This window comes from Pseudomonas monteilii NBRC 103158 = DSM 14164 (genome assembly GCF_000730605.1).
GTDB lineage: Bacteria > Pseudomonadota > Gammaproteobacteria > Pseudomonadales > Pseudomonadaceae > Aquipseudomonas > Aquipseudomonas monteilii.
Window position 1 is genome coordinate 33,898 of sequence record NZ_BBIS01000053.1, and the last position, 25,987, is coordinate 59,884.

At 54.8% G+C, this 25,987-nt stretch carries 23 protein-coding genes and 2 pseudogenes; 10 read left to right on the plus strand and 15 right to left on the minus strand.

Features of this window, described 5'->3' with window-relative positions:
* Window positions 1-93: 93 nt before the first annotated feature.
* The 3 genes from PM2_RS24650 to PM2_RS24660 form a co-directional block, all read right to left on the minus strand.
* The gene (locus PM2_RS24650) at window positions 94-1,527 is read right to left on the minus strand and encodes an MFS transporter (RefSeq protein ID WP_051564711.1); all 1,434 of its coding nucleotides are present in this window, start codon (window positions 1,525-1,527) and stop codon (window positions 94-96) included.
* Between the two features lie 2 nt (window positions 1,528-1,529).
* Complete coding sequence (locus PM2_RS24655) at window positions 1,530-2,606, minus strand: MBL fold metallo-hydrolase (RefSeq protein WP_080694019.1); 1,077 nt, start codon at window positions 2,604-2,606, stop codon at window positions 1,530-1,532.
* Window positions 2,607-2,763: 157 nt separating this feature from the next.
* The gene (locus PM2_RS24660) at window positions 2,764-3,189 is read right to left on the minus strand and encodes a cupin domain-containing protein (protein ID WP_080694022.1); all 426 of its coding nucleotides are present in this window, start codon (window positions 3,187-3,189) and stop codon (window positions 2,764-2,766) included.
* A gap of 314 nt (window positions 3,190-3,503) precedes the next feature.
* On the opposite strand from PM2_RS24660, the gene PM2_RS24665 reads away from it, so the two are divergent.
* Together PM2_RS24665 and PM2_RS24670 are read left to right on the plus strand one after the other, a co-directional pair.
* The gene (locus PM2_RS24665; RefSeq protein ID WP_028699706.1) at window positions 3,504-3,884 is read left to right on the plus strand and encodes a YidH family protein; all 381 of its coding nucleotides are present in this window, start codon (window positions 3,504-3,506) and stop codon (window positions 3,882-3,884) included.
* A gap of 11 nt (window positions 3,885-3,895) precedes the next feature.
* Window positions 3,896-4,204 carry a DUF202 domain-containing protein gene (locus tag PM2_RS24670; RefSeq protein WP_042132572.1) on the plus strand — a complete coding sequence of 103 codons (309 nt, stop codon included), beginning with the start codon at window positions 3,896-3,898 and terminating at the stop codon, window positions 4,202-4,204.
* A 98-nt stretch (window positions 4,205-4,302) separates the two neighbouring features.
* Here PM2_RS24670 and PM2_RS30850 read toward each other — a convergent pair.
* The 8 genes and pseudogenes from PM2_RS30850 to PM2_RS24710 form a co-directional block, all read right to left on the minus strand.
* Window positions 4,303-4,422, minus strand: a pseudogene (locus tag PM2_RS30850) (IS5/IS1182 family transposase); the annotation flags it as partial.
* A 203-nt stretch (window positions 4,423-4,625) separates the two neighbouring features.
* Window positions 4,626-5,858: a CynX/NimT family MFS transporter gene (locus tag PM2_RS24680; protein WP_028699708.1), complete on the minus strand. Its 1,233-nt coding sequence runs from the start codon at window positions 5,856-5,858 to the stop codon at window positions 4,626-4,628.
* Between the two features lie 81 nt (window positions 5,859-5,939).
* A complete protein-coding gene (creA, locus tag PM2_RS24685) occupies window positions 5,940-7,151 on the minus strand; it encodes a creatinase (protein ID WP_028699709.1) in 1,212 nt (403 codons plus the stop codon).
* 315 nt (window positions 7,152-7,466) lie between these two features.
* Window positions 7,467-7,859 carry a type 1 glutamine amidotransferase family protein gene (locus PM2_RS24690; RefSeq protein ID WP_028699710.1) on the minus strand — a complete coding sequence of 131 codons (393 nt, stop codon included), beginning with the start codon at window positions 7,857-7,859 and terminating at the stop codon, window positions 7,467-7,469.
* Window positions 7,860-7,945: 86 nt separating this feature from the next.
* Window positions 7,946-9,034 (minus strand): ABC transporter ATP-binding protein, encoded by a 1,089-nt coding sequence (locus tag PM2_RS24695; protein WP_028699711.1) that lies wholly within the window; start codon window positions 9,032-9,034, stop codon window positions 7,946-7,948.
* A 28-nt stretch (window positions 9,035-9,062) separates the two neighbouring features.
* On the minus strand, window positions 9,063-9,872 hold the full coding sequence (locus PM2_RS24700) for an ABC transporter permease (RefSeq protein ID WP_028699712.1): 810 nt from the start codon (window positions 9,870-9,872) through the stop codon (window positions 9,063-9,065).
* Complete coding sequence (locus tag PM2_RS24705; protein ID WP_028699713.1) at window positions 9,869-10,786, minus strand: ABC transporter permease; 918 nt, start codon at window positions 10,784-10,786, stop codon at window positions 9,869-9,871. The genes PM2_RS24700 and PM2_RS24705 overlap by 4 nt, the downstream gene beginning before the upstream one ends.
* 24 nt (window positions 10,787-10,810) lie before the next feature.
* Window positions 10,811-11,938 carry a polyamine ABC transporter substrate-binding protein gene (locus PM2_RS24710; RefSeq protein ID WP_028699714.1) on the minus strand — a complete coding sequence of 376 codons (1,128 nt, stop codon included), beginning with the start codon at window positions 11,936-11,938 and terminating at the stop codon, window positions 10,811-10,813.
* Window positions 11,939-12,254: 316 nt separating this feature from the next.
* Between PM2_RS24710 and PM2_RS24715 the strand changes: the two genes are divergently transcribed.
* From PM2_RS24715 to cahR, 3 genes are all read left to right on the plus strand, one after another.
* Window positions 12,255-13,037 (plus strand): creatininase, encoded by a 783-nt coding sequence (locus PM2_RS24715; RefSeq protein ID WP_016488025.1) that lies wholly within the window; start codon window positions 12,255-12,257, stop codon window positions 13,035-13,037.
* A 73-nt stretch (window positions 13,038-13,110) separates the two neighbouring features.
* On the plus strand, window positions 13,111-14,496 hold the full coding sequence (gabP, locus tag PM2_RS24720) for a GABA permease (protein WP_028699715.1): 1,386 nt from the start codon (window positions 13,111-13,113) through the stop codon (window positions 14,494-14,496).
* Window positions 14,497-14,691: 195 nt separating this feature from the next.
* Window positions 14,692-15,711 carry a transcriptional regulator CahA gene (gene cahR / locus PM2_RS24725; protein WP_028699716.1) on the plus strand — a complete coding sequence of 340 codons (1,020 nt, stop codon included), beginning with the start codon at window positions 14,692-14,694 and terminating at the stop codon, window positions 15,709-15,711.
* Between the two features lie 248 nt (window positions 15,712-15,959).
* Here cahR and PM2_RS24730 read toward each other — a convergent pair whose 3' ends face one another.
* Window positions 15,960-17,177 carry a PucR family transcriptional regulator gene (locus tag PM2_RS24730; RefSeq protein ID WP_028699717.1) on the minus strand — a complete coding sequence of 406 codons (1,218 nt, stop codon included), beginning with the start codon at window positions 17,175-17,177 and terminating at the stop codon, window positions 15,960-15,962.
* 725 nt (window positions 17,178-17,902) lie between these two features.
* On the opposite strand from PM2_RS24730, the gene PM2_RS24735 reads away from it, so the two are divergent.
* From PM2_RS24735 to PM2_RS24745, 3 genes are all read left to right on the plus strand, one after another.
* Window positions 17,903-18,541 (plus strand): LysR substrate-binding domain-containing protein, encoded by a 639-nt coding sequence (locus PM2_RS24735; protein WP_080694020.1) that lies wholly within the window; start codon window positions 17,903-17,905, stop codon window positions 18,539-18,541.
* A 491-nt stretch (window positions 18,542-19,032) separates the two neighbouring features.
* On the plus strand, window positions 19,033-19,308 hold the full coding sequence (locus tag PM2_RS24740) for a hypothetical protein (protein WP_028699718.1): 276 nt from the start codon (window positions 19,033-19,035) through the stop codon (window positions 19,306-19,308).
* Window positions 19,309-19,524: 216 nt separating this feature from the next.
* The gene (locus PM2_RS24745; RefSeq protein WP_136915578.1) at window positions 19,525-19,848 is read left to right on the plus strand and encodes a hypothetical protein; all 324 of its coding nucleotides are present in this window, start codon (window positions 19,525-19,527) and stop codon (window positions 19,846-19,848) included.
* 825 nt (window positions 19,849-20,673) lie between these two features.
* Here PM2_RS24745 and PM2_RS24750 read toward each other — a convergent pair.
* The 3 genes and pseudogenes from PM2_RS24750 to tnpB (PM2_RS24760) all read right to left on the minus strand — a co-directional run bounded on the left by PM2_RS24750 (window position 20,674) and on the right by tnpB (PM2_RS24760) (window position 23,157).
* Window positions 20,674-21,150, minus strand: coding sequence for a hypothetical protein (locus tag PM2_RS24750; protein ID WP_028699720.1), 477 nt, complete (start codon window positions 21,148-21,150; stop codon window positions 20,674-20,676).
* 97 nt (window positions 21,151-21,247) lie between these two features.
* Window positions 21,248-22,779 (minus strand): annotated as a pseudogene (gene tnpC / locus PM2_RS24755) (IS66 family transposase).
* 18 nt (window positions 22,780-22,797) lie between these two features.
* On the minus strand, window positions 22,798-23,157 hold the full coding sequence (gene tnpB, locus PM2_RS24760; RefSeq protein ID WP_028699721.1) for an IS66 family insertion sequence element accessory protein TnpB: 360 nt from the start codon (window positions 23,155-23,157) through the stop codon (window positions 22,798-22,800).
* A 297-nt stretch (window positions 23,158-23,454) separates the two neighbouring features.
* Between tnpB (PM2_RS24760) and PM2_RS30325 the strand changes: the two genes are divergently transcribed.
* Window positions 23,455-25,005 carry an EAL domain-containing protein gene (locus PM2_RS30325; RefSeq protein WP_161775528.1) on the plus strand — a complete coding sequence of 517 codons (1,551 nt, stop codon included), beginning with the start codon at window positions 23,455-23,457 and terminating at the stop codon, window positions 25,003-25,005.
* A 714-nt stretch (window positions 25,006-25,719) separates the two neighbouring features.
* The coding region (gene tnpB / locus PM2_RS24770; protein ID WP_042132574.1) for an IS66 family insertion sequence element accessory protein TnpB at window positions 25,720-25,987 on the plus strand (268 nt) is incomplete at its 3' end.

Consider the following 25,987-nt stretch of genomic DNA (forward strand, 5'->3'; position numbering starts at 1 on the left):
CTTACTGAATCGGAGGGGGCCGCCGGTGTGTGAATGCGTGCAGGAGCGACGTTGTGTCGCCCCTGCACGGGGCGGGAGCGAGCCCTCAGGGCGTTAGGCAAAACGCTGCTGTAGTTTCTTCGCTGTACGGTCAGGGTTGAGGCAAAGGATGCTGACAAAGCCCATTACCACCAGGTAACAACCAATGTAGGCGAACGAAGCATTCATCCCTTCGGCCAGCCGAGCGGTCATTTCCAGGCTTTGTGGCGCGCCCTTGCCCACTTGCAGGTACCCTGCCCGCTCCATCAGAAGGCCGACCATGACCGGCGCCACGATGCCGCCTAGCGACGCTACGGCCGTCAGCGTTGCCATGACCGCCCCACGTTGTTTGGACGCAACGCAAAAGGCCACTGCCGTTGGCGCGAGGGGAAAGGTCATCGCCAGCCCTGCGGCAACCACCAGCAAGGTGACTGCGGCGTACCCTTGCAGGTGCGGAAGAATCAGGAAACAGACCCCGGACAGCAGCAGGACCAGGCCGAACGAGGCGCCCAAGGACAGGTAAACCGAAACACCGCGGCGCATCATTACCCGTGACGCATAACCCAGTACACCCAAGGTCAACGCGCCGAACAACCACGGAAAGGTCGATACCAGCCCGACCATCTCGGGCGAAAGCGACACTACCGCCCCCAGGTAACGGGGCGACCAGGTGGTCAAAAAGCCCTGCGCCCAGAAGCAACCGGCACCTGCCAGCGTGGCAATGATGAACATTTGCGAGCAGAACACCCGAAAAATAGGCACCTGCTCAAGCGTGTCCGACTTTTCTGCAATGCTCGCTCGCGCCTTGGCAGGAGCCTGGTCTGGCGCCGGCTCCGCGCCTGGCGCGTCCTCCTGATGCTTGCCCTTGAGATGGCTGTAGGGGCCCTCCTTGGCGACCACCAGCCAGAGTACCGACCAGATCAAACCGACCAACCCGAGAAAACCGAATGCCCAGCGCCACCCCCACTGCGGGTGGGCAATGATATAGGCCAGGATTGGCGCTGCAACGATCGGCCCCAAGGTTGAGCCAATGGCGACCAGGGTGCTAGGCAAACCGCGCTCCCGCGCCGGGAACCAACCATGCACATGGTGCAGGGTCGTCGGTGTAGCGGGCCCCTCGGCGGCGCCAAGCACTATCCGGGTCACCAGCAGTATTGCAGCGCCGCCGCCAAACAGCATTGGAAACTGCAACACCGACCAGAGCACCCCCATGGTCAACAAGATCCATCGGGTCGGCACCTTGGCCGCGAGAAAACCTACACACACTGCACTGATTGCAAACAGAAAGAAAAAAGCGCTGCCGATGAAACCGAACTCACTCGCCGACAAACCGAGCTCACTCATCGCAGGCTCGGCAACCAATCCCAGTACAGCCTTATCGGCAAAGTTGATCATCTGAAAGATCACCAGCATGCCGGTGATCAACCAGGCGCGGCGATTCATCTGCCCCTTGGCGACCGCAGCACGCAGTGTATGAGGCGGATATGCGGTTTGAGTCAGCTCTGTCATGTTCACACCTCGACGGCTTCAGACGCATGCAAAACAGTGTTGGAGGAAGCTGCAGTTACAGTGCCAGCAACGCGGAAGCTATCGTTATCTTCTGCCGCGTAGACCATGCCGCTGAAGTCACGGCGAGCGGCCCGGAGCATTTTTTCGATGTCTGCCGCGCCCGGCACATTCGGCACGATATGGTGCAGGATCAATTGGCTGACACCCGCTGCCTGCGCCACCTTGCCGACTTGCTCGTACGAGGTGTGCGACTCCTCGAGGTGCACGGCAATACCTTGGCGGGTCGGCCCTTCGGGGAAGGTGGCGAGGATAGCATCCAGGTCGATGACCTCGTGCAGCAGCACGTCGGCGCCCTTGGCCAGGCGGATGCAGTTTTCCGAATACGTCGTGTCACCGGAAATCACCACCGACCCGTACTGGCTGTCGATACGGAAACCGAAGGCTGGGTAGCACAGGCGGTGATCAACCAGAATGGCCGAAACCACGACTTTCTCGTCTCGATAAACTTCGAATGGGTCCATCACCGGATGACGGGCCAGCACGGGGTCAGCCTTGGCTGCGGCCGGCACTTCGATGTCGTGGCCATAAACCCACTGGCTGGGGCTGGAGCGCCCTTCGTCGGCCATGCGGATGGCAACGTCAGAGGCGAATACCCGGTTGATCAATGCATCCACGACATCAGCTGTGCCGACCATCGGGTGGTCCCCACCGCAGCAACCGGGCACCACAGGGTGATCGCCGTGGTTATGCAGGGCCGGTACGCGCGGCGGTTTGGCCGGGCCGTAAACGTGAATCGGCTGGCTGAAGGACTCGCCCGGTATCTGCCAGCCAGTCAGCAAATAAGAGCCCAGGTCGTAAATATGATCAGAATGGTGATGGGTGATAAAAATCGCACGCAGTTGATCCCACGTGCAATGAGAGCGGTAGTTACGAATACTGCCCATGCCACAGTCGAATACATAGGAACAGCCATCAACAACAACCGCTGTCGAGATACCGGCGCGGCTGGCGGAGACCACTGGCCCACCACCAGTGCCGAGTGTGTGAACAGTCATTCCGGAATGATTTGCCTGGCTCATCTGACTACCTTCTTATTCTCATTAATTAAAAAAGCGGGTTATTGCCAAATCAATTTAATTCAGGCACTGGGCATATCACTATGCGGTTCTCGCTGGGTTTATATTCATTTCTGCTTTGTGCAAACAGCCACCCCAGCGGGATGGCTGAGCCACTGGTTCATTCGAAATTCGGCGAAGTACCGGGTTTGGCAAACAGGATGTTGCGCAGCCCAGACAGCCTGACCACTTCTTCGGGGCTGGCCTGGTTGTGCAGCTCATCGAACAGGCTGGACAGGTCGTTGCCCGGGCTTACCCAGAACAGCCCGCGGGCGGGCTTGTCCGCATCGATGCGGTACCCATGGCTCGAGCCGCGTGGCCAGCAGACATGATCACCCGGCTTGGCGGTAACCCACTCGCCATCCATGTACAACGAATACTCGCCTTCCAGGACGAACACATGCTCATCCTGGATAGGGTGCGTATGCGGCGGTATGAAGCTGCCGGGCGGGTCATAGGTCAACCAGGCAAAACTGCTTTGATCATCCCCGCCAAGAATCGGCCAATACGAAGTACCCAGCACGTTCCAGACTTTGCGGCCGATCATGGATTTTATGTCGTCAACACCGAAAGGCAGTGGCACGTTTTGCGCGGAGTGCAGTTTCCCGGACGCCATATAGTTCACCTCTTTAAAATATAATTGGTCGGATGCTTTACCCAGCCTGACCTTAGCCAACCGCCCAATGTGTGGGCTATGCAGATATTCGAGCAACGCTGTGCTTTTTTAGTAAGGCCGTTGCCAAGAAGTGCATAGCATTCAGCAAGAACTGCCCTAGCCAGACAAACAAAACCATTCAGAATGCCAACGCAGGCGGTCAATCGACCGTACAACACCGGCGTTTAAATAGAAGGTTTGTTGCCATGCAGCATCCACCCGCTGAAAAATCGTTTAAATCCAGATTCCGTCAGGTCGTTGCACTGGCCGATGGATGCGAGCCCGACCCACGCTTCACGCTCGCCAATGAACGCACCTTTCTGGCCTGGATCCGCACGGCCCTTGCCCTGCTGGCCAGCGGCATCGCACTGGATGCACTGCCGCTGGAGCTGTTGGCCGGCCGCCCACAAACGCTGCTGTCCCATGCCCTGACTGGCATGGCGTTGCTGGTGAGCGTCAATGCGACCCTACGCTGGCACAACGTCGAGCGTGCCCTGCGTCATCGGCAAGCGCTTCCGTACCCGATCCTGGCACCGCTGCTGGGCTTGTTCGGGTTGATCGTTTCCACCCTGCTGTTGCTGCCTTGAGGGCACCCAACATGCCCCTGCATGACGACCAAGGCCTGCAGCCCGAGCGCACGGCATTGACCTGGGAGCGCACGGTGCTGTCTACCTTGGTATTGGGATGCATCGTTTTTCGTCATCCCCTGGCCCATTACGTTGCCATGACCACACTCATGCTCATGGCAGTGGCTATCGGCACCGTCTATTCGCTGTTGATTGGCGGCGGCTATCGCAGGTCAGCGCGGCACATCCGCGAAGAAAGCTCGGCCCCCCGACCGGGCGCTGTGGTGGCATTGGGGTTTGGCGTTGCGCTGCTGAGCATTGCAACATGGTGGAGCACCTGATCTCCGAGGAAACACGCACGCCCCTATGCAACGAGCTCTGCCAGGGAACCGCGTTTATAGGCTGGAAGACCGCCTTCGACTTTCGCGTAGTGCGGCTAAATCAGAGCAATCAAATCCTTCCATGGAATCACTTGATCCTTCTCGATAAGAAACAACTCATTGCGGGTCTGCTCACACATACCGGCGGACTCAGCATCGGCGAAGGTCATCTGCTTCATCGGGATAATCGGGTAGTTGGATCTGGGCAGGGCTTTGGCCAGGAAGTGGGTGCTTCTCATCCAGTATTTGGGAGTTCCAAAAAGATGCTCGACAGTCTGTAGCCGCAGCTTCATCTTTTCTGCGTCAAGTTCCAAGTGGATCTGTACCGCTTCGCTTGATGTTCCGAGCGCTCCGGTGACTAGGTGTCAGCTGGAGGATAGCGCTAATGGCGGGCTGCCACGAGTCGGCGTCGACCTGAGGTATATCCGAAATACAGCATCGCTACGCCTACCCCGCTAAGAAATATCTCAACGTGCGCATAGCCAATGACCGGCGTATAAAGCACCCCGACTAGCAACGGCCCGAGTGCGCCCAGGCCATAGCCGACGCCTTGCACCATGCTCGAAAGTTCTGCCGCAACCTGTGCGTTTGCCGAGCGCAGCACAATCATGGTGATGGCAATGGAAGTCAAGGCACCTTGCCCGATGCCTTGTACCCCGCCCCACAGCCATACCGTGTCGAGCGGCGCGGACAGGCAGCCGAGAAAACCGACCGTGGTGAGCACCACCACAACCACATTGAACCAGGATTGACTCGGCAAGCGTGTGGCTATCAGCGGCCCGAACAGACAAGCGACCATTTGTAGCAGGATTGAACTGGAGACGATGACGCTGGACTCCAGCGGTGTCATCCCCCGCCCATTCAGAAACGGGGCGAGCCATCCAAACACGGTAAACGAATACATCGATTGCAGCACCATGAACAGCGTGAGTTGCCAGGCTAGCGCGCAGCGCCACACCCCTCGTACGCGCGGCGCAGCCTTGGGTGCCAGCGCACTGCCCTTGGGCAGTTGGAAAAGCCAGCAGGCACAGGCTGCCGCTGCCGGCACTGACCACAGCGCCAACGCCGTCGTCCAGCCACCGCCCAAGGTGCTTTGCAGCGCCAGGGTGGACCCTGCGGCAGTCGCCGCCCCGCTCAACAGCGCCATGGAGTAGAGGCCGGCCATCAGCCCGGTGATCTTGGCGAAGTCGCGTTTGATAAGCCCAGGGAGCAATACGTTGATGATGGCGATGGCGCTGCCAATGACGATCGAACCGACCACCAGGCCGCTGACGTTCCCGGCGCCACGTATCAATAGCCCTACGGACAATGCCACCATCAATACCAATATCGTGCGCTCTGTGCCTATTTTGCGGGCAAGCCAGGGCGCCACGGGCGCGAACAACCCCAGGCAAAGTACAGGCAGCGTGGTAATTGCACTGGCGACGGCAGGCGTCAGGCCTAGGTCGCTGGATATATCGGCAAGCACAGCGCCGAGGCTTGGGTATGCAGTGCGAAGGTTGAAGGCTACGAAAATGATGCTGCAGGCGAAATAAAAAAGCCGCGAACCCTTGGCAATTTTGCCAGGTTGCGGCAGCCCCCGTTCATTGCGAGCGTGCGCTGTAGTGTACTCCACACATGTCCTCCTTGAACCTTGGGCATGGACAACGACATACTGATAAAAAATGCCGCACAGTTTCCTGTGCGGCTTGCTCGGTTACTTCTTGATGATGTTGTGTTCTGGGCCGTATGGGAACTTGGTGATGTTTTCAGCGCCGTTTTCGTTAACGATCAGAATATCATGCTCGCGGTAACCACCCGCACCCGGCAGCCCTTCGGGCAGCATGATCATCGGCTCGATGGACACGACCATGCCAGGTTCCAGCACGGTGTCGATGTCTTCGCGCAGCTCAAGACCAGCTTCACGGCCGTAATAATGGCTCAGGGTGCCGAACGAATGGCCATAACCGAAGGTGCGGTATTGCAGCAAGTCGTGCTCGAGGAAAATCTCGTTCAACTGATGGGCAATATCGCTGCAACGCATGCCTGGCTTGATCAGCTTCAGGCCGGCCTCGTGGACCTTGACGTTGACCTCCCACAGGCGCAGGTGCTCATCGGAGCAATGGTCGAGGAACAACGTGCGCTCCAGCGCGGTGTAGTAACCGGCGATCATCGGGAAGCAGTTGAGGCTCAGAATGTCGCCCTTATTGACCTTGCGAGAGGTTACCGGGTTATGCGCGCCATCGGTGTTGATACCAGACTGGAACCAGGTCCAGGTGTCCATCAGTTCGGAATCGGGGAAAGTACGGGCAATTTCACGGACCATGGCCTGGGTGGCATGCAGCGCAACTTCGTACTCAGGCACCTGGTCACGCAGAGCCTCAACCACCGCAGCACCACCGATATCGGCAACGCGGGCACCGTGACGAATGATGGCGTGTTCTTCAGCCGACTTGATCATGCGCATGCGCATGCATGGCGCGGCGACGTCCACCAGCTCGGCCTGGGGATAACGGCTGGCCAATTTGTCGCGGTTGACCAGGTTCAAGTGGTCGAACTCGATCCCGATACGTCCGGCCTTGGGCAAGGCTTGTTGAATCGCGACAAAGTAGTTATCGCGCTGCCAGTCAGTGTAGATGATGTTTTCGGTGCCCACGGTACGCCGCCATGGCTGGCCACCGTCGATGTTAGCGCTGATCGACACCACGGCGTCCTGAGTCACCACCAGGGCATAAGGACGGCCAAACGAGCAATACAGGAAATCGCTGTAGTAGTTGATGTTGTGATAAGACGTGAAGACGGCGGCGTCGATATTGCTCTGGGCCAGATAGCTGCGCAACTTGGATTGACGGTTGGCGTATTCCTGGTGCGAGAACGTCGGCTTAACTTTTTCGCCGTTTTGAATCTGTATTGTTTTCGGCATTTGCATGTCTTCACTCCTTGGTAGGTGATCAGTAGAGAGGCCCTGTTTTGGGTGCCACTGGAGATCATTCGAACAGATAAAAGGCGGCCTTTTTTGCGCGAATCCGACCCCTAGATGATCAGATCCGCCTTGCTGTAAACGCCGCTGTGGAAAGGACAATATTGCCCGCCACTGCCGTACAGGCCTCGCTGCGGCAAGAACAGGCAGAGGTATAGATGAGGGGGAATGAAGGAGAGGAAACGCGCGATGTCGCGCCCATTGCAGGCGCGGATCAATATAATTATCGAGGCAGGTTCAGCTCTGGTAGCGGGTGAACACGCGCTACGGGGACAACCGGGCAACGCTGATCAATTCGGCCAATTCGCCGACATCGAGCGTGCGGCAGGTCGGTTTGGTCAGCAGCGCCAGCGATTCGCGGACACTGTCGTCGGTACACAACTGCAATTCACTGCCAAGGCACAGAATCAGCACATCGAGGGGCTTGGCCTGGCTCAGTTGCAAGGTGGCCGCCACGATGCCATTGTTGGCCTTCAGCGGCTGGCCCTCAAGGCTCAGTATCTGCCATTCGCAGACCACGCAGCGGGCCACGTCGTTGGCTTGGCGCAAGGGTTCCAGCGCAGCGGCCAAGGCATAGAAATCGAACCCTTCGGCCAGCAGGAAGCCAATACGCACGGCGCTGGCCAGCTTTTCGCTGGTTTCAGTCAATTGCTGCATGTACTGCCTCCTTCGGGTCAACTGGGCGTGGGTACGTCTACAATTGTCCACGCTGCCGCCCCTGCGCAGATGTCAGATATCGACCTCTAATTGCCACGTAAAATCAGCGCCCGCGCATCGTCCCACCCGACATGCACCCTCTGCCCGCTCTTGAGCCCAAGTAGGTCGTAATCCGCGTACGGCTTCTGCACTTGCAGTTCCAGCCCGTTGGCGGCTTCCAGGTATATGTTGACCATTGACCCAATGAATTCCTCCCCCATCACGGTACACGCCAGGCGGCTGGCTGTGGTCGGTTGCGCGGCGAGGTTGATATGTTCGGCACTGATGCACAGGGTGACCTCTTCCCCTACCGCAACAGATCGGTCTTCGGGCAAGCGTGCCAGAAAGCGACCATACGCCGAGTCCAGTTGCACCAGCCCGGTGTCGTCGAAGCCAAGCACAACGCCGCCAAGCATGTTCTTGCCGCCGACGAATTCAGCGACAAAACGGTTGTGCGGTTCGAAGAAAATATCCTTGGGCGTGCCAATCTGCTCAACCCGGCCACGGCTCATGATCACCACGCGGTCAGCCATGGCGAAGGCTTCGGATTGGCTGTGGGTGACATAGACGAAGGTGATGCCAAGGTCCTTCTGCAACCCAGTCAACACCGCCTGCATGCGCACGCTCAAGTGCGCATCGAGGGCACTGAGCGGTTCGTCCAGCAGCAGTATCGGGGGCTCGGTGACCAGTGAACGCGCCAGCGCCACCCGCTGCCGTTGCCCGCCAGAAAGCATGCTGATATCACGGTTGGCAAACTCGCCCAGGTCCAGGCGCTCTAACCAGTGCAGGGCTTTTTTGCGCCGTTCAGCTTTGCCCATGCCGCGCATGCGCAAACCGAACTCAACGTTTTCAAGCACGCTCAGAAAGGGGAACAGCGCCAGGTTCTGCCACACCAGCGGGGTGTCCCTTTGCCAGGAATACAGGTCGTTGATGCGCTCGCCGTTCAAGCGAACTTCACCGCTGCTGGGCTTGTCGAGCCCGGCAAGCATGCGCAGCGTGGTGGTTTTACCACAGCCACTGGAGCCCATGATCGCGACGAACTCGCCCTTGTAGATTTCCAGGTTCATCGGTTCGACAGCGACGTAACTGCCGAAGTGTTTGGTCACGTTATCGAATACCACTAACGGTTGAGTCATGGGGAGCTCCTGCGTCGGCATGGGATGTTCAGCTTTTTTTGCCGTCAGCCGGTTTCTTCTGCCGGCGCATGAGCAAAACCTGGGCAACGATCGTCAGCGTGATCGTGGTGATGAAAACGATCGTGCCTATCGCATTGATGGTCGGGCTGACCTGCCCTTGCAAAGTATTGAGGATGCGTACCGGGACTGTCTCGTTAAGGCCCGAAACGAACCAGGCCACCGCGAACTCGTCGAACGACACGGCCATGGTCACGAACAGTGCGGCGAAAATGCTCGGGGCGGTGAACGGCAGGATCACGTAGCGCATGGCCTGCCATTGGCTGGCGCTCAGGTTCCAGGCGGCGGCCTCCAGTTGCGGGTCCATCTGCGCCAGGCGCATGCGAATCACCGCCATGGCGAATGGTGAGCACATGACGATGTGGCAGATCATGACGGCATACAGCTCGCCGGACAGGCCGATTCGCGACAAGAACGCGAGCATCGCCAGGCCCAGAATCACCACCGGAATGGTAGGAGGCAGCAGTGCCAATGCCATGTACACCGACTTGCCAAAAAAGTGATAACGAAAGTCGGTATAGGCGGCAGTGAAGCCCAGCAGCGTGGAAACCAGCGATACCACCACACCGACGACCAGGCTGTTGTTGAAGGCTTGCCAGACTTGCGGGTCGGCGGCAATCGCTTCGTACCAGCGCAAACTGAAGCCACCCAGGGGCAAGGATGGGAAGCGGTCGACGTTGAAGGAAAACACGAAGCTGCCAATGATAGGCGTGAGGATGAACAAGAACACCAGGACGACGAAGCTGCGCAGCATGAAGTTGATGACACGGTGTTCGTTCATGCGCGCCTCCTGTAGGCGTGGCGAACCGTCAGGAACGCCGTGGCCAGCAAGGTCACGATCATCGTCGTGGCAATAACCGCCGCGCGTGGCCATTGCTGCCCCGATTTGGTCGTGTCGGTAATCAGGGTGCTCAAGGTTGGTGGTTGGCCGCCCCCCAGATAGAGCGGGCTGACAAAGTCACCGAAGGTCATGATGAAACAGAACAGTGCGGCGATGACGATGCCGACCCGCGCCGATGGAATCACTACCCCAAATACCGTGCGCAGACGGCCCGCGCGCAAGTTGTGGGCAGCTTCGATCAGAGTGCGGTCGATGTACATGAGGCTGAACAACTGCAGCAACACCACCAGCGGCAGGCACAGGGTGAAGTAACCCACATAGCTACCAAAACTGGTATTGAGCAAGGGCAACGGCCCAATCCCCAGCAACGCCAGGGCGCTATTGAGCAGCCCCTGGTCACTGAGAAAGACTTGCCAGGAATAGGTGCGCACCAGGTAACTGGTAAAAAATGGCGTGATCAACAACAGCACCAACCATTGCCGGGTCGATTCGCGGAACTTGAAGGCAATGGTATAGGCGCACGGAAAGGCTACGGCACTGATCAGCACACTGGCCCCCGCCGCCATCGCCCAGGTGTGCAAGTAGGCATCCCAGAAGTACTCGCGGCTGAACAGGTACTTCCAGTTCAGCCACTCGAACGCAGGGACCATGCGAAAGTTGCGCACCAGCCAAAAACTGATGGTCAGCAGAAACAGCAAGGGCGCTACAAAAAACAGTAACTGCCAGACCAGTATCGGCAGCGACAGGATCAGCCCATACCCCGGTAAGCGCCAGGTGCGCTTGCCGAACTGCCCACGCGTGCGTGCAGGCTCCTCACTGGCGGGCAGTGGGGGCGATAGCTTGTTCGAATTCATTACGCCGCTCCTGTGTAGGCGCCATCAAGCACCCTTGTACTGCGACCAGAAGTCGTTCCAGTCCTCCAGGCTCTGCTGCATGGGGAGCGCGCGATACTGAATACGCCCCTCGCGGATGTCGTCCATGACATTGCGCTGGCCCAGTACCATGCCTTGGCGTCTGGCTTCGGCAAGGTCGGTCTTGTTCAGCAACTCCCAGCCGCGCTTATTGGGAATCAGCGCCGGGTAAGCCTCCATCTTCGCCGACTTCACCTGGCCTTCAGGGGAGGTGATGTATTGAATGAACTTCTTCGCAAGTTCCGGGCTGCGGGCTTTCTTGGCGATGCAATAAGACTCGGTCCATTGCAGGCCGCCCTCCTCGGGTATCACTGTTTTTACCGGTGCCCCGGCACGCTGCAAGACCCCGGTAATCCAGTCGCCAATGCCACACATCGCGTGGATCTGGCCGTTTTTCAGGGAGGAGAAGGTACCGCCATAATCGAAGAACCCGGCCACTTGTCCGCGTAGGCTCATGGTTTTGTCCTGGAGCCTCTTCCACTGCGCCGCGTCGATGTCGTAGGGCAGCCTGTTGCCATTGAGCAAACTGATCTGGCCCAGGTTTGGCAGGTGCCAGTCGAAGTGGCCGACCTTGCCCTTGAGGCTATCGTCCCAGAACACCTGGTAGCTTTTCGCCTTGGACTCCGGCAGCAGCTGGGTATTGAAGGCGATACCGAGAAAGCCGAAGCGGACCATGACCGAATACAGTTCATCGCCCTGCCAGTGCCCTGGAAAGTGCTGAAACTCTGGGTAGAAGTCATCGAAGGGATAATCGGCAGGGTCCAGTCGCTCGATATAGTCGGCGGCGTTGAGTTGTTGCACATACTCGGCATCCGACAGGATCAGGTCGAAGGTGCCCGGTGGTGACTGCGAAATGAGCCCCAGCATGTTATCGCCGCCGGTGTAGTACTTGGCCCGCACCTTGACCCCATGCTCGCGCTCGAAATCCGCGACGATGTCGGGCGCGGCGTGGCCTGCCCACGCCAGTATCACCAGTTCTTTTTCGGCTGCGCCAAAGGTTCTGTTCGGAAGTACCCCGGAGAGCGCCGCCACACCGGCCAAAATGCTGCTGTTCTTGATGAATGTACGGCGTGAAAAATCGGCGCGACGCGTCATGGAGATACCCTCGGTAATCAAAAGTGCCTTGGCCCAGCCGCGCTTTCGCCCCGCCTCCCCAAGGTTTTCACCGCCTGTGTGATTACCGATTGCAGCAGATTGCCATCAGGGCAAGTTGTGTTTTTCCGACCTGTAATTTGTCAAATTCGCCCCCTGCCCCACCCGACCCACCTGGGTCTCAGGTCCGTCAGCATTTGTCAAATTCAGGTCGGGAACTGACAAGTGAATGTCGTTGTGATCTGATCAAATCGTTGCAGGTACTGGCTCGCTGCAAACGGACTACTTCAACGAATACAAGAATAAAGAGAGATAACCGATGAACGAAAGCGTAGTGGTTGGCGAACTCACCTGGCCTGAGTACGCACAGAAGGTAGCTTCCGGCAGCACGATTTTCTTGCCGGTGGGCGCCTTGGAGCAGCACGGTCATCACATGTGCATGGAGGTGGATGTGCTATTGCCTACCGCCCTGTGCAAGGCAGTAGCGCGAGAAGTCGACGGCTTGGTGTTACCCGCCTTGGCCTATGGCTACAAGTCACAGCAGAAGTCGGGAGGTGGCAACCACTTTCCCGGCACCACCAGCCTGGATGGCGCAACGCTGACCCATACCATCCAGGACATCATCCGCGAACTCGCCCGGCATGGGGCGCGCAAGCTGGTTTTGATGAATGGCCATTATGAAAACTCGATGTTCATCGTCGAAGGCATCGACCTGGCGCTGCGCGAACTGCGTTATGGCGGTATCACCGATTTCAAGGTGGTCGTTCTGTCCTACTGGGATTTCGTCAACGCGCCGGCGGTCATCGAAGAGCTCTACCCCGAAGGTTTCCTCGGCTGGGACATCGAACACGGTGGCGTTTTCGAAACTTCACTGATGCTGGCCCTGCACCCTGAAAAGGTCGACCTGAGCCGCGCCGTCGACCACCCTCCGGCAAAATTCCCACCTTACGATGTCTTCCCCATCATCCCTGAACGCACCCCCGCCTGCGGAACGCTTTCCTCGCCTAAGGGCGCCAACCGAGAAAAAGGCGAGTTGATTCTGCGAGTTTGTGTAGAGGGCATTAGCAGCGCTGTGCGGGAGGCCTTCGACCTGCAGAAATAACACCGATCTCCAGCCCAGAGCAGCACCGCCGTTCGCAGTTCACCCTCCTTCAAGAATAAAAAGGGTAATTAGCATGTCCAGCAACTCAACTCTGGCCCCCGGCCTCAAGCAGCGCCACGTCACCATGTTGTCAATCGCCGGCGCTATTGGCGCCGGCCTCTTCATCGGCTCGGGGCATGCCATTGCTGCAGCCGGTCCTGCGGCAATTCTCGCGTACATCATGTCTGGCACACTGGTCGTTCTGGTCATGCGCATGCTCGGAGAAATGGCGGTGGCCTCGCCAGATACCGGGTCATTCTCCACCTACGCCGAGCGCGCAATGGGACGTACAGCAGGCTTTACCATTGGCTGGCTGTACTGGTGGTTCTGGGTGCTGGTCATTCCAATCGAAGCCATTGCAGCAGCGGCCATTCTGCATGCCTGGTTCCCTGCGATAGAAACCTGGGAATTCGCACTGGTGGTGACCGGTTTGCTGACCGTAACCAACCTGTTCAGTGTGGCGCGCTACGGTGAATTCGAGTTTTGGTTTGCGATGCTCAAGGTTATCGCGGTGCTAGGGTTCATTGCTCTGGGTGCATTGGCACTGACAGGCGCGCTGCCCGATATTTCAGTTAGCGGTGTGGTCAACCTGAGTCATGAGTTTGGTGGTTTCATGCCCAACGGCATGACCGCTGTCATCGGTGCCATGCTCACCACCGTGTTCAGTTTCATGGGAACCGAAATTGTCACAATTGCCGCCGCCGAGTCGAAAAACCCCTCCAAGCAAATCACCCGTGCCACCAATTCCGTGGTGTGGCGAATGGGGATCTTCTACATCGTCTCGGTGTTCCTGATCATCTCCATCGTGCCCTGGAACGACCCCATGCTGGTGCAGGTCGGCTCCTATCAACGGGCCCTTGAGCTGATGAACATCCCGCACGCCAAGATGATCGTCGATATCGTCGTGCTGATTGCCGTTGCCAGTTGCCTCAACTCGGCCATCTACACCGCATCGCGCATGGTCTATTCGCTGAGCAAGCGCGGCGACGGCCCTCGCGTTCTGCAGCGCACCTCAGCGGCGGGCGTGCCAGTGATTGCAGTGCTGGCCAGTACCGCAGTGGGCTTCTTGACCACAGCACTCAATTACTTTGCTCCCGACGAGGTGTTTTCCTTCCTGCTGGCAAGTTCGGGGGCGGTAGCGCTTCTGGTCTATCTGGCAATCGCTGTTTCGCAATTGGTTCTGCGTAAACGGATGGATAGCCAAGGTACTGCGCTGGACTTCAAGATGTGGCTGTTCCCCTGGCTCAGCTACCTGGTCATCTTCTCCATCATCAGTATCTTGACGATGATGCTGGTGATGCCAGGGCATCGCATGGAAGTGGTGGCAACCGGTGCGCTGGCGCTGTCCATCGTCTGCGTGAGCGCCATTTTCTCGTCTAAAAAGAGCACTTCGGCCACCGTGGCGAGCAAGCCTGCCTGACCAGGCCAGGTCGTTACCCACCCTGTGAAGGTGTTGCTTTCGCAGGGTTTTTGCTTTTCACCGGGGCGCCTCCCAATGCTTAGGCACTGCGTGTACTATCACTCTGACAAATGCATCAACCTAAACACAATGAATTGCCGATTTACGACAAACAGACGCAGAGCACGTCATTTTTGCATTCAAGGAGTCATATTGATGGGTACGTTGAAATCCTCGCCGTCGGCACCGGCATACCCTGTCAATGATGCCCCGCCGCTGAAGGTCGTCGGTTTCCTGGTCATTCCCAATTTCACCACCATTGGCTTCGCCTCGGCGGTGGAAACCTTGCGCATGGCCAACCTGGCAGCACGCAAAACCATGTTCCAGACCCTGATCATTGCAGCCGACATGGAGCCAGTGAGTGCCAGCAACGGCATGCGAATCCTGCCCGATTTCAGTATCAAGGATGCCCCAAAGCTGGACATGCTGTTCGTGGTGGGCCCAAACCCGATAGTCTCCGACCACAATACCCGCCCCATCCTCAACTGGCTTCGCAAGTTGGCACATGACCAGGTACCATTGGGCGGAATTTGCACAGGCAGCCATTTGCTAGCGCGCGCCAATCTGCTCACGGGTTATCGGTGCACCATCCACTGGGAAGATATCGAGGCGCTAAAAGAGCGATTTCCCGGCATTATCATTTCCAACCAACTGTTCGAGCTTGACCGTGACCGTTTCACGAGCTCCGGCGGCGTGGCCTCCATGGACATGATCCTACAACTGATTGCCCGAGAACCTGGCGGACGGGACATTGCCAGTCATGCGGCTGAACTGCTGTTATGTGATCGAGTACGTGGTTCGCAAGAGCGCCAGCGCGTGCCTTTGCGGCAAAAGCTCGGCACTTCTCAGCCCAAACTCAGTCAGATTGTTACAATCATGGAAGCCAACCTTGAAGACCCGATGACCTTGGAAGAGCTTGCAGAACTAAATGAGATCTCGGTTCGGCAAATGGAGCGTTTGTTCCACAAGCATCTTCAAAACACACCGAGTCAGTATTACTTGGAACTACGCCTGACACGGGCTAGGCAACTATTGCTACACAGTGAATCCCAAGTGCGTGATATCGCCCTCGCCTGTGGTTTCATTTCGCCAGCACACTTCTCAAAGTGCTACAGTCGTTTCTTTGGTGTCTCACCAATCTGCGAGCGGAAAAAGGTAGTCTCTTCACTTCACTGAACAACCCTGTCGTTAGTTTTCGTGGCGCGGCCCAGGATTTCCTCGCCATGCTCCCCTCAGCTGGCCCGCAATGTGAGGGCATCCAAGTGAATGTGCGCTCCACGAGGGCGCCACCACAATTCTGCAGGGGAATCTCGGTCATTCCGCACAGTTTTGGACCATCACTTGGATCTGGCTAGATGTCATGCCATTCAGGACGAAGCGGACTACGCTTGCTACGCAGGCGCGCATTGATGATGTTCATGTCATTATTCCTTACCTCGGGCGACAGACATGTGCCATACCATAATAGCGATCGAAGCATTCATACGAAAAAGTGGATCGTCCAGGGATTTTCCACTCAGTTGTTCGATGCGCTGGATACGTTGATTGATGGTGTTACGGTGAAGTCCCAGGCGCTGGGCAGCCTTGAGCCCGTTGCCATTTTCCGTGAGCAAAGCGTCGAGGGTATGCACGAGTACTTTAGGGTGTTTACGGCCGGCCACGAACAACGGGCCGAGTGTCTTTTCGACGAAGTCGTCGATGAGCGTGCGGTCGACTACCCCCTGCAGCAAACCCAACACGCCCAACTCGTTGAAATCGCAGTAACCGCTCTCCGGGCGCAGTTTCTGCGCCACATTCAGCGCCTGGCGCGCTTCGTTGAGCACTCGGCGGTAATGACCACAATCTTCAGCAACGCTCGACAGGCCCATGTACATATCCAACTCCCCTGCCACTCCGATCAGTTGCCGACGCAACGTGGTCAAGGCTGCCGGCAGGTCATCGGCATCCGCCAGCAGTAGCACGAAGAGGTCGCCCGGCATCTCTACCGTCATCGTTCCCGGGCGGCTGCGACCCCAGGCTTCAAGTTGGTCTTCCATGGACTGGCGAGTGGCTTGCCACAGCTGCTCGCCTTGGGCCAAGCCTTGGCGCTCAAACAGCGTCTCGATACCTGACAAGCGCAGCACGACCAGTCGCCGTGGAATATCAAGCATCAGTTGCAGATGCGCAGCCCGCTGTCGGGCAATGGCCAGACTCGGGTAATCTCCGGTCAGCAACTGGCCGAGAATGTGGTTACGTGAGCGCCGCACTTGAGTCATATGCATCAGGGCCGTATCGATCAGGTGGGTCACAAACACCAACTTCAGCGGAGAGGGCTGCTCGATCAGCGACAAGCCCAACTGTTCAGCACGAGCGATCACTGCAGACGGGATGCACTGGGGAAACGGGCCTCCAGTAAGAACCACCATCCCGGCAATACCCAACACAGCACCAGTCTCGACCAAAGTGAGTAGCTTGCGTTCGTCACATAGGTAATTGATTTCCGAAATAAATACTAGTTCGCCGCCCATTTTACACGCGGTGATACCCTCATTTCCCGCCACGTAGGACCAGCATACTCGCCGTTGCAAGTAAAGCTCGCCTGCACGGACCCTCATGTCTTCCAAGCCGGGCAGGTTCAGGACCTCACCCAGAGTCAAGCTCATGGCTCGACACCCGCCAGGCTCTGCATCTGACGCCCTCTAACTGGCTCGCACATGAGAATGTCGGGCTGTACCATGGCGTCACTGCTCGCCGAAGATATCAACTTTAGAAATTGAAAGGACATGCCAGTACTGCTCCTACGCCTTGACCGAATTGCGCATGCGGTTAAGTCTCAGCAAGTTCATCGACGACCATGCCGGGGACTTGTAATAGAGATGCTACCTGAAATCGTTCATGATCACTCCCTCAAACGGCGAGATGACTGCGATCAACAGCACCAAGTATCGAGATGCCCTCCCGTACATTCCATCTACTCTCACGACTTTGGAGATAATCCCATCAAGCTTCATGCACTCGACGACCACGCGGACGTATGACCAAGTTTCCGGTGGAGTGATGCTCACCCCCTATCCAAACGTTACAGCTTAGTGCTCGCTTTCTCTACGATCTCTTAGCAACATCTACGTGAGCAACCGAGCGGCCTCGCCCTGCTGGTGCTCAACACTGCCCGGTATCAAGCGACATCACTGACCGTGCCCGCCGCCGCACGCCGCTACACCTTGCAAGCAACCAACGCTGACCGACAAAACGGTGACGTTCAATGGCAGACTCCTAAAGCTCGGCACCAACGATGAAATGCCGACAATGGACTTTGTGCCGACCAAAGCCGGCAAACTGGCCCTCGAGTCGGCAAGCGATACTTTCCTGAGCCTGCCATCCGCTGGAAATGAGACCTGCAATTACATTAGCCCTGAATTGGCCGGCCTCTTTCGGCCGTCTGGTGGTCATCCCGGCACTGCCCACCTTTTACCAAATCTACCACGAGATCATGCTGGAGATCGGCATCGGTGACCGAATGATTGATCTGGTACAAGAAGGCGTCGATTGTGTGGTCAGAGTCGGCGAACTGTCGGACTCAACCTTGGTCGCGCACCCTTTGCCCCCGTTGCGCCAGGTCACCTGCGGTAGTACCGACTATGTGGCCCGTTATTGCCTTCCCTCCAAGCTCGAACAACTCGAAGGGCAGCGTTGCGTGGACTACCTATCGGCCACCACCGGCAAGCTGCAACCTTTGGAGTTCTGCGTCCACGGCCAGGTGTTGCTTCGCACCCTGCCAGCCAGCCTGGCGGTCAACAATGGAGAATCTTATGTGGCTGCCTGCGAGGCTAACTTCGGCCTCGTCCAAGTCCCTTATTACCATGTCGCCCGTCAACTGGAACACGGGAGCTTGATCGAAGTACTGCCCCAGCATCGACCGCCGGATTTACCCATCACCATCCTCTACCCCCACCATCGACGTCTAACGCCACGCTTGCGGGTGTTTATCGACTGGCTGGATGCGCAGTGCAGAAACCCAAACATTTGAATACAACCTCAGGCGTGGTGATCAGTCAGTACGGTGCGATCTACTGAAAGCCTGCTGCTTTCGGTGCGAATGATCCTGTGTGACTGGATAGGAAGTCGAATCAAGGCTTGCCACCTGAAATCACATCCAGCGAGCCCGCAATCTTAATCTGCTGGTGCGAGTATCGGTGCTCGCTAGTCGTTTCACATCTGAAGCAGGTAGAGGTTTGTGCGAACATCGTGAAATCTCAAAAAGCAGTAGGATGGGATAGCGTAGGAACTGTGAAATACAATGACTGTTATAAAATATCAGACGTATCAACTTATTGCGGGACGAACGGAAGCGGAGTTATTGCGCTGAAATTCAGTAGAGATAACGCAAATGGCAGCACAACACCTTAAAGCTCTTGACCAAACCGCCTAGCAAGGCGGTTTTTATTAGACCAAAGTATTATTGCCTTGGGCAAAGAATTATTTTTAGTGTCGTGAAACACCAAAAGCAGGAAGCAAAGGATGCGACAGAAAATTATCGAAATCCATAGCATTTCATCGGTTCAGGACTGGTATTTCGACTTGGACAGTGGAAATGACCCGAACGATTATGAGGGAATTGTCTGCTTGGCGTTAGTCACCACTATGGATCTCGACGATGAAGACCATAGGATAGAAAAGAAAATTGTCCCGGTAGAATCACAAGACTTTTATGCTTTTCGAGTCGGAGAGATTTACCAACTAAAATGTGAGGCTCTGGTCAGAGGAAATCACATTCGAATGCGCAATCCAAAATGATACGCGCTTTGCGCCGTGTTGGTTTGAATACCAATGGCGCATTCCAGAGCAAAATTTTAAGTGCATATGTGAACAGCCTTTGCCAAGATGTTCCCTCACGGGCTATTATCCCTGATATAGTTAAATTCCAACTTTTGTCTCACCAAGACTTTCGTGCGATGGCAAATAAATTGACAGCCTTGTAGGTTGTGTATATGCTTGGGAAAAGAGGAGTGCGTGGCAATGGATAAAGCAAAGGATTATGAAGGCGCAGTCATTCAGATCAATAATTCAATTCGTGAATTAGAAAAGATAATTCTATCCGACCGAATCGAAGGGGTTAAAGTCTTAGAGTTTTTCCTTTCTTTCAATCCTGCAATATTTAATCAAGACGATTTGAGCATTAAAATGGATGCATGGCGATTTCTTGATGGGCATTGCAAAGCTCATGCACGCCTGATTGTTGAACAAAGCATATCCTTTGATATACCCATCTGGAAAACCTATCGGGAGAAAATCCAAAAGGTGATTGACCTTAGAAGAGAAGTTTTCTCGGTCTAAGCAAAATTATTGGATTAGGAGGGAGAAGGATTCGCCAAGATGCTCCCCTTACGGGGTTGTTTAACCAAAGGCAAAAGCATCATCCTCTCCAGTGTAGAACATCCCTCGGGCCATTTCTGGTGGGATTTCTATTTGCTGTTCAGTTCGTAGCAGGGTCTGCTGAAAATCAGCCAGTAGTTTAGGCGTAACCAAAACCTTACCTATTGTTATATTCGACCTCCTATGATTATCCCAATGCCATTCTACCAATTTATTCAACGAAAACTCATGCTTTTTGAAACTGAAGAGTAGATTCTTCGTTTTCACCACCGAGCTACATACGCTGAAGAGTATTTAGGTTTTTACTAAACTGACGACCATGAACAAATTTATCAAATACTACGGCAAGGGCAGGAAGACATCAACCTGATAGTAAAAGAGGCATGCACTTACACGGTCTAATTTGAGATCACCAAGATAGTGCTGATTGGTTATACCACTATAAGAGAGACTTTTACGCTCCCATTCACCAGCGTAACACTCCCAAAAACTATCATTTTCAATACGATAAATATCAAAGCCCTGCTTTATAGTCAGCCTGGTCTGCATTTCGCTTTTTAGTCCCTTGTTAAGGGTGAGATTGTAGACTTTAAATGTCATGTAATGCCTAATATTGTTGTTTTTATATCGTAAAACTTAAACTTAAAAAATCAAGAGCAAGACAATGATTTAATGGTCTTTCGGCGCTGGAAATTGCAAGAGCAAAACCATGTCTAAAAGGCAGATTCAAATAATACTTAAAACCCCCTCACCGCAGTATCCCCTTAGATAACAGGACGAAGTAGTTCACCCTACTTGTAACCCCCAAGTTTGCTGCCTTTGTAACTTCTTACACTTGCAATAAGTCGTTTTGCCTATTCCTAACTTTTCCCATGGCTTAGTTCGGGCATCACTATTCTTCTGTTCACTCGCTCCACGCTGCCTGCGCTCCCATATTTTCCTTTCTTTTCCTCGGCGTGCTCTTTCCACTGGATCAATGATAGTAATCATGTGTTGTTGTTCCTCCGGCGTGATATTGAAAGCACGTATCAGCGTTGAATTACGGGGAGTGTAGAGTGGCTTATAGCTTTCCCCATTAAACTCGACCTTCTCACCTCTGCAATGCTGACAGACCTTCTCAAACACGGTTCCAAGCGCCGCTTCTTCCCAATCACCATTGGGGAAGAACCTCTCTGCTACGGCTTTGGCCTCAACCCAAAAGTTCATACTGTTGACCTGGAAGCTCATACCCATGAAATTGAGTGACCAGAACAGGAACAGCATGCGCTGTCCTTCCTGAACGCCACCACGGAGGCTCGCCAAGGTGCGAAGGTCTGTAACCGATCCATGAACCCCACCTACCGCAAGGTGGAAGCCAAGGTTACCGTGGCATCTCTGGCGAACAGTTCCATGGCAGCAGCGCTTCGTAGTCTGCTACTGACGACGCATGCGGCAGTCGCTCAAGTACGTGGCGCAGCCACGTATAGGACTCTTGGCCGTTGATCTTGGCGGTTTCGACCAAGCTGTAGATCTGCGCGCTGGCCGTGGCTCCCTTGGGCGTGTCACTGAACAGCCAAGCCTTGCGCCCGATCACAAACGGTTTTATCGCGCGCTCTGCCAGGTTGTTGTCGATTGGCAAATGGCCCGCTTCGACATACCGTTCCAGGCGGTTCCAATTGTTTGCCAGATAATGCAACGCCTTGCCCAGTACGCTTTGCGGTGTCACTTGCGAGTGCGTCTTGTCGAGCCAACTTTTCAACTGCTCAAGGATCGGCAGGCTTCGTTCCTGACGACCGATAAATCGATGTTCATCGCTGGCATCCTTGAGGTCGCGTTCGATGCCATACAGTTTGTTGATCATCGTCAGCTCAACATCGGCGCGACCGGTCTTGCCCTTGGGCTGCACCTTCTGCGCTTCGACGAATTTACGCCGGGCATGCGCCATGCACGCCAGTCGTTCAACACCCGGCTGTAGCGCCAACGCGTTGTAGCCAGCGTAATCATCGGTCATCACGTAGCCGCGATAGCCCTCCAGCAGGCGCAGCAACACCTCCTGCGCGCGACTGGTGGTGTAATCGAACAGCACGACTTGTCGATCAGGCGGGCCACTGGCCTGCACCCACATCCAGGATTGACTGGTCGGATCACGATCCGGCTCTTTGAGCACCTGCACTCTAGTTTCGTCGCAATGGATCACCGGGCTTTCCAGCAAGCGGTCACGCATCAGGTTCAGCAATGGCTGAACGTGTTCGCTGCACTGGATGACCCAGCGGGCCAGGGTTTGCCGGGGAATCTCGATACCATGTCGGCTCAGCACCGTCTCGAAGCGGTGCAACGGTAGGCCATCGACGTACTTGGTGGTCAGCAACATGGCCAGCACGCTGGGACTGGCCATGCTCTTTTCGATCAATTGCGCCGGCTTGCCAGCGGTGACCGGCGCAGTTTCGCAACCACGGCAGCCATAGACTTTGCGTACGTGTTTGAGCACACGGATCTGCATCGGCACGATGTCGAGCTGTTCGCTGGTTTGCTCGCCAATCACGTGTTTGCGGCAACCACAGGCGCAAGTCAGTTCGTGATCGGGCAAGTCATGAATGACTTCAATACGTGGTAGGTCAGCCGACAGGGGTTTGCGTTTGCCACGCGGCTCGGTCGGGGCAACAACGTCTTCGTCAGCATCATCAGCGGCAGGTACCCACTGGCTTTCAGGTTCGTTAAACAACGCCAGTTGGGGTGTGTTGGACTCGACGGTTTGCTCGACTTGCGATTGAACAGTCGGTCGCGCAGCAGCTTGACCTGTTCTTTAAGATCGACGATCTGGCCTTTATCGACCGTGCGCTCGGCCAACAACTGCGCAAGCAGTTGTTTGAGCGCGGCAGGGTCGTCAGGAAGGTCATCGGGCACTGAAATCATGGCCCGGATTATACCGGCTCAAGCGACGAAACGGGGTGTCAAAACCTGATGCGGACGGTTGCGCCAGAGATCGAAACCGTCGAGTAGCCAATTCAGTTCCTGGACGGTCAGAATGATAGCTTCGTCGGTGGCGTCGGGGGAGGTTTTGAAACGCTCGGCTTCGAGGCGCTTGAGCCAAAGGCAGAAGCCGTTGCGCTCCCAGTACAACACCTTAATGCGGTTGCGGGCTTTATTGAGGAAGACGAAAAGTACCGGGTCGAACACGGCGACTTTGATATCCAGTTCGACCAGGGCAGTGAGCCCGTCGATGGACTTTCGAAAGTCCACGGACTTGGGATAGAGGTAGACTTTTTCGACTTTGCTGTCGGGACGCATCATGGTGGGCTGGCTCCAGAAAGAAATCGGGAGCGCAGCATCGTGAATCAGGTGGACGCTTGGAATGTGGGGATGATGGATCCCTTACATTTGTCCAGCGCCTCGGACTTGTCCGAGGCTTTGGTTTTTAGCCGGATTTGTCCGGCTGGCCCTGACTTGTTAGGGCCAGCATTTGGCGCTGGATTTGTCCAGCGCCGTCACGCATAGCGTGATGGTTGAAAATGCTCATATAGCCCCTATGCAACCCCACAGAGATATGGCATAAGGCGGAAATAGGGAATCATGGGTGGTGCGGTGCGCATGAAAAAGCTCGAAAAAAGCACTCTGTGCTATTTAGCTGGATGCCTGACAGTTGGAGTGCTGTTCTCATTTGGAGTGACACAGCTTTTATGGTTGGCTAGTGCAGATAACAGGATAGAGTCCCACGCTAAGGTTATTCTCAATCATGCCGAAATGGTCGCAGGAAACCTTACAGCTGCACTTGATGAGCTAAACAATACCTCTGACGAGTCTTGCGGGCTAACTGACCTAGACACGTTAAAACGAGTTTTATATGAATATCGCTTTGTAAAAGATGCAGGGCGAATAAAAAACAACACTATTACTTGCTCCGCTATGTGGGGCGTAATCCCTGCTTTCAGGTTGGCTGGTGAGGGTAGACTTACGAAAAACAATGTTAGGCTGTGGAGTGCAGCTTCAAGCTATTTTCCCGGCGCAATAAAAATTGATGTTTCAGCAAAAGAAAACTCATTTGTGGTTACGTCACCCACCGCATTTGCACCTTTTGAATCACCGCCAGCAGAATTAAATGCATTTATTGTCTCTCGTGACGGCAAAACCATCATGCGCACGTTCGGCGATTTTCAGCAAGGAAATATCCTAAGCAGCGCATCTGCAAGAGTGTGCTCTGAAAAATACGACATTTGTGTTAGCTCGAACATTCAAGCAAATATTTTCAAGGCCAGCAAACCTACTCTTTTCCTGTTTGTCGCATTAACTGGCTGTTCTTTGGGCTTGTTGGCTTTCTATGCTGCCCACCAATATCGTAGAGTTAGAAACTCACTTTCATATCGTTTAAAATACGCTATTAGAAATGGGCTAATATCAACTACATATCAGCCAATTGTTCATGGCAAGACCGGCAAGGTTTCCGGGTTCGAAGTTTTGGCGCGCTGGCACGATAAGAAATTCGGATCAGTCCCTCCAAATGTCTTCATCCAAAAAGCGGAAACTCTTGGTTTGCAAGAGAAGCTGAACAAGCTGATTGTTAATAGGGCTTTGGAAGAGTGTTCGAGAGGCCTGGCTTGCCATCCGGGAGTATATTTGAGTTTTAACATTGAAACCAAGGACCTGCTGGATGGCGGTCTAATTCGACACATATCAGATACAGCAAGAAGTCACGGCGTATCAGCTAGCCAGATTGCAATTGAAATTCTTGAAGGGGCAACGGCTGAAATTAGCCAGGTCGAACAAAAAATTGAGTCCATTCGAGCTTCTGGTTATAAAGTATTAATTGACGATTTCGGCTCAGGATATTCAAGTCTATCCTATCTGGCCGGGCTCAATGTTGATATTATAAAAATTGACAAGTCGTTCTCAAAAGCTGCTGGAACAGACTCTCCGGCAGCAGTAGTGCTGCAAAAGATTCATGAAATAGCAAAAGCTTTAAACGCAAAAATAATTTTTGAGGGCGTGGAGACGGAAGCTCAGAAAAAAGCAATTCTTGATTTCTGTCCTGATGCACTTGTTCAAGGATGGCTATTCAGCAAGGCATTGCCAATTAGCGAACTTACTGAAAAAGTCAGATCGCAAAGAGCTAGGGGTGAAGCGATGAATTTTGCACATGAATAAATTTTATATTAGCCCTAAAAGGTGCCCAATCTTTGATTGGGTGCGTTTTAGGGCTGGTAGCGATTTAGAGATGGGGCTTCTTTTCGGCAGTGTATCCATTCGGGGTGAAACTGATGCGGTCAATGTGCTCATCAGCCAAGTGAACATCCATGATGAAATGTTTTTCTTAGTAGGCGTTATAGTAATTCTTACGTTTTGACCGATTAGGAAATTATTTACTCGCATTCGCCCATGCTCGTTCAAAAGGAGCTTGTAAATTCCCATAACGTTAAGCATGGATTTACTGGCCAGATGCAGCGAACTAATTCTTAGGCTAATCTCATTATGCTTTGCTTTAAGCTGATCCAAGTCGTGAGCTACTTCCTCAATTTTGCTTAGAATGTATTTTTTGGCCGTTTCCGAGGCATTAGTAAGAATGTCGAAATTGCTTGCTAACGATTTTTCCTGTTGAAGAATTTTTCCAGCTAGCTCTTGCCTTTCATTTTCCAGCGACTTAATATCCTTAGGCTTTGGTATTATTCTGTGAAATGGGATAAGGGATTGGTAGGCAAGGAATATTTCCTCTATTCGTGCATATCTATATCTGACGCCTTTTCATGGTGATGCATACGTGCAGCGCCCAGCCAATGGTAAGTGCTCCATGAACCCCACATTCAAAGCGCTTACCTGATGCCCGATGCTGTACTCCCGATTTCCTTCTGGAGCCAGCCCTGCATGATGCGCCCCGACAGCAAAGTCGAAAAAGTCTACCTCTACCCCAAGCCTGTGGACTTTCGAAAGTCCATCGACGGCCTTACTGCCTTGGTAGAACTGGATATCAAAGTCGCCGTGTTCGACCCCGTGCTCTTCGTCTTCCTCAACAAGGCGCGTAATCGGATCAAAGTGTTGTACTGGGAGCGCAACGGCTTCTGCCTCTGGCTCAAGCGCCTGGAAGCCGAGCGCTTCAAAATGTCGCCTGAGCCCAGCGACGAAGCGATTGTCC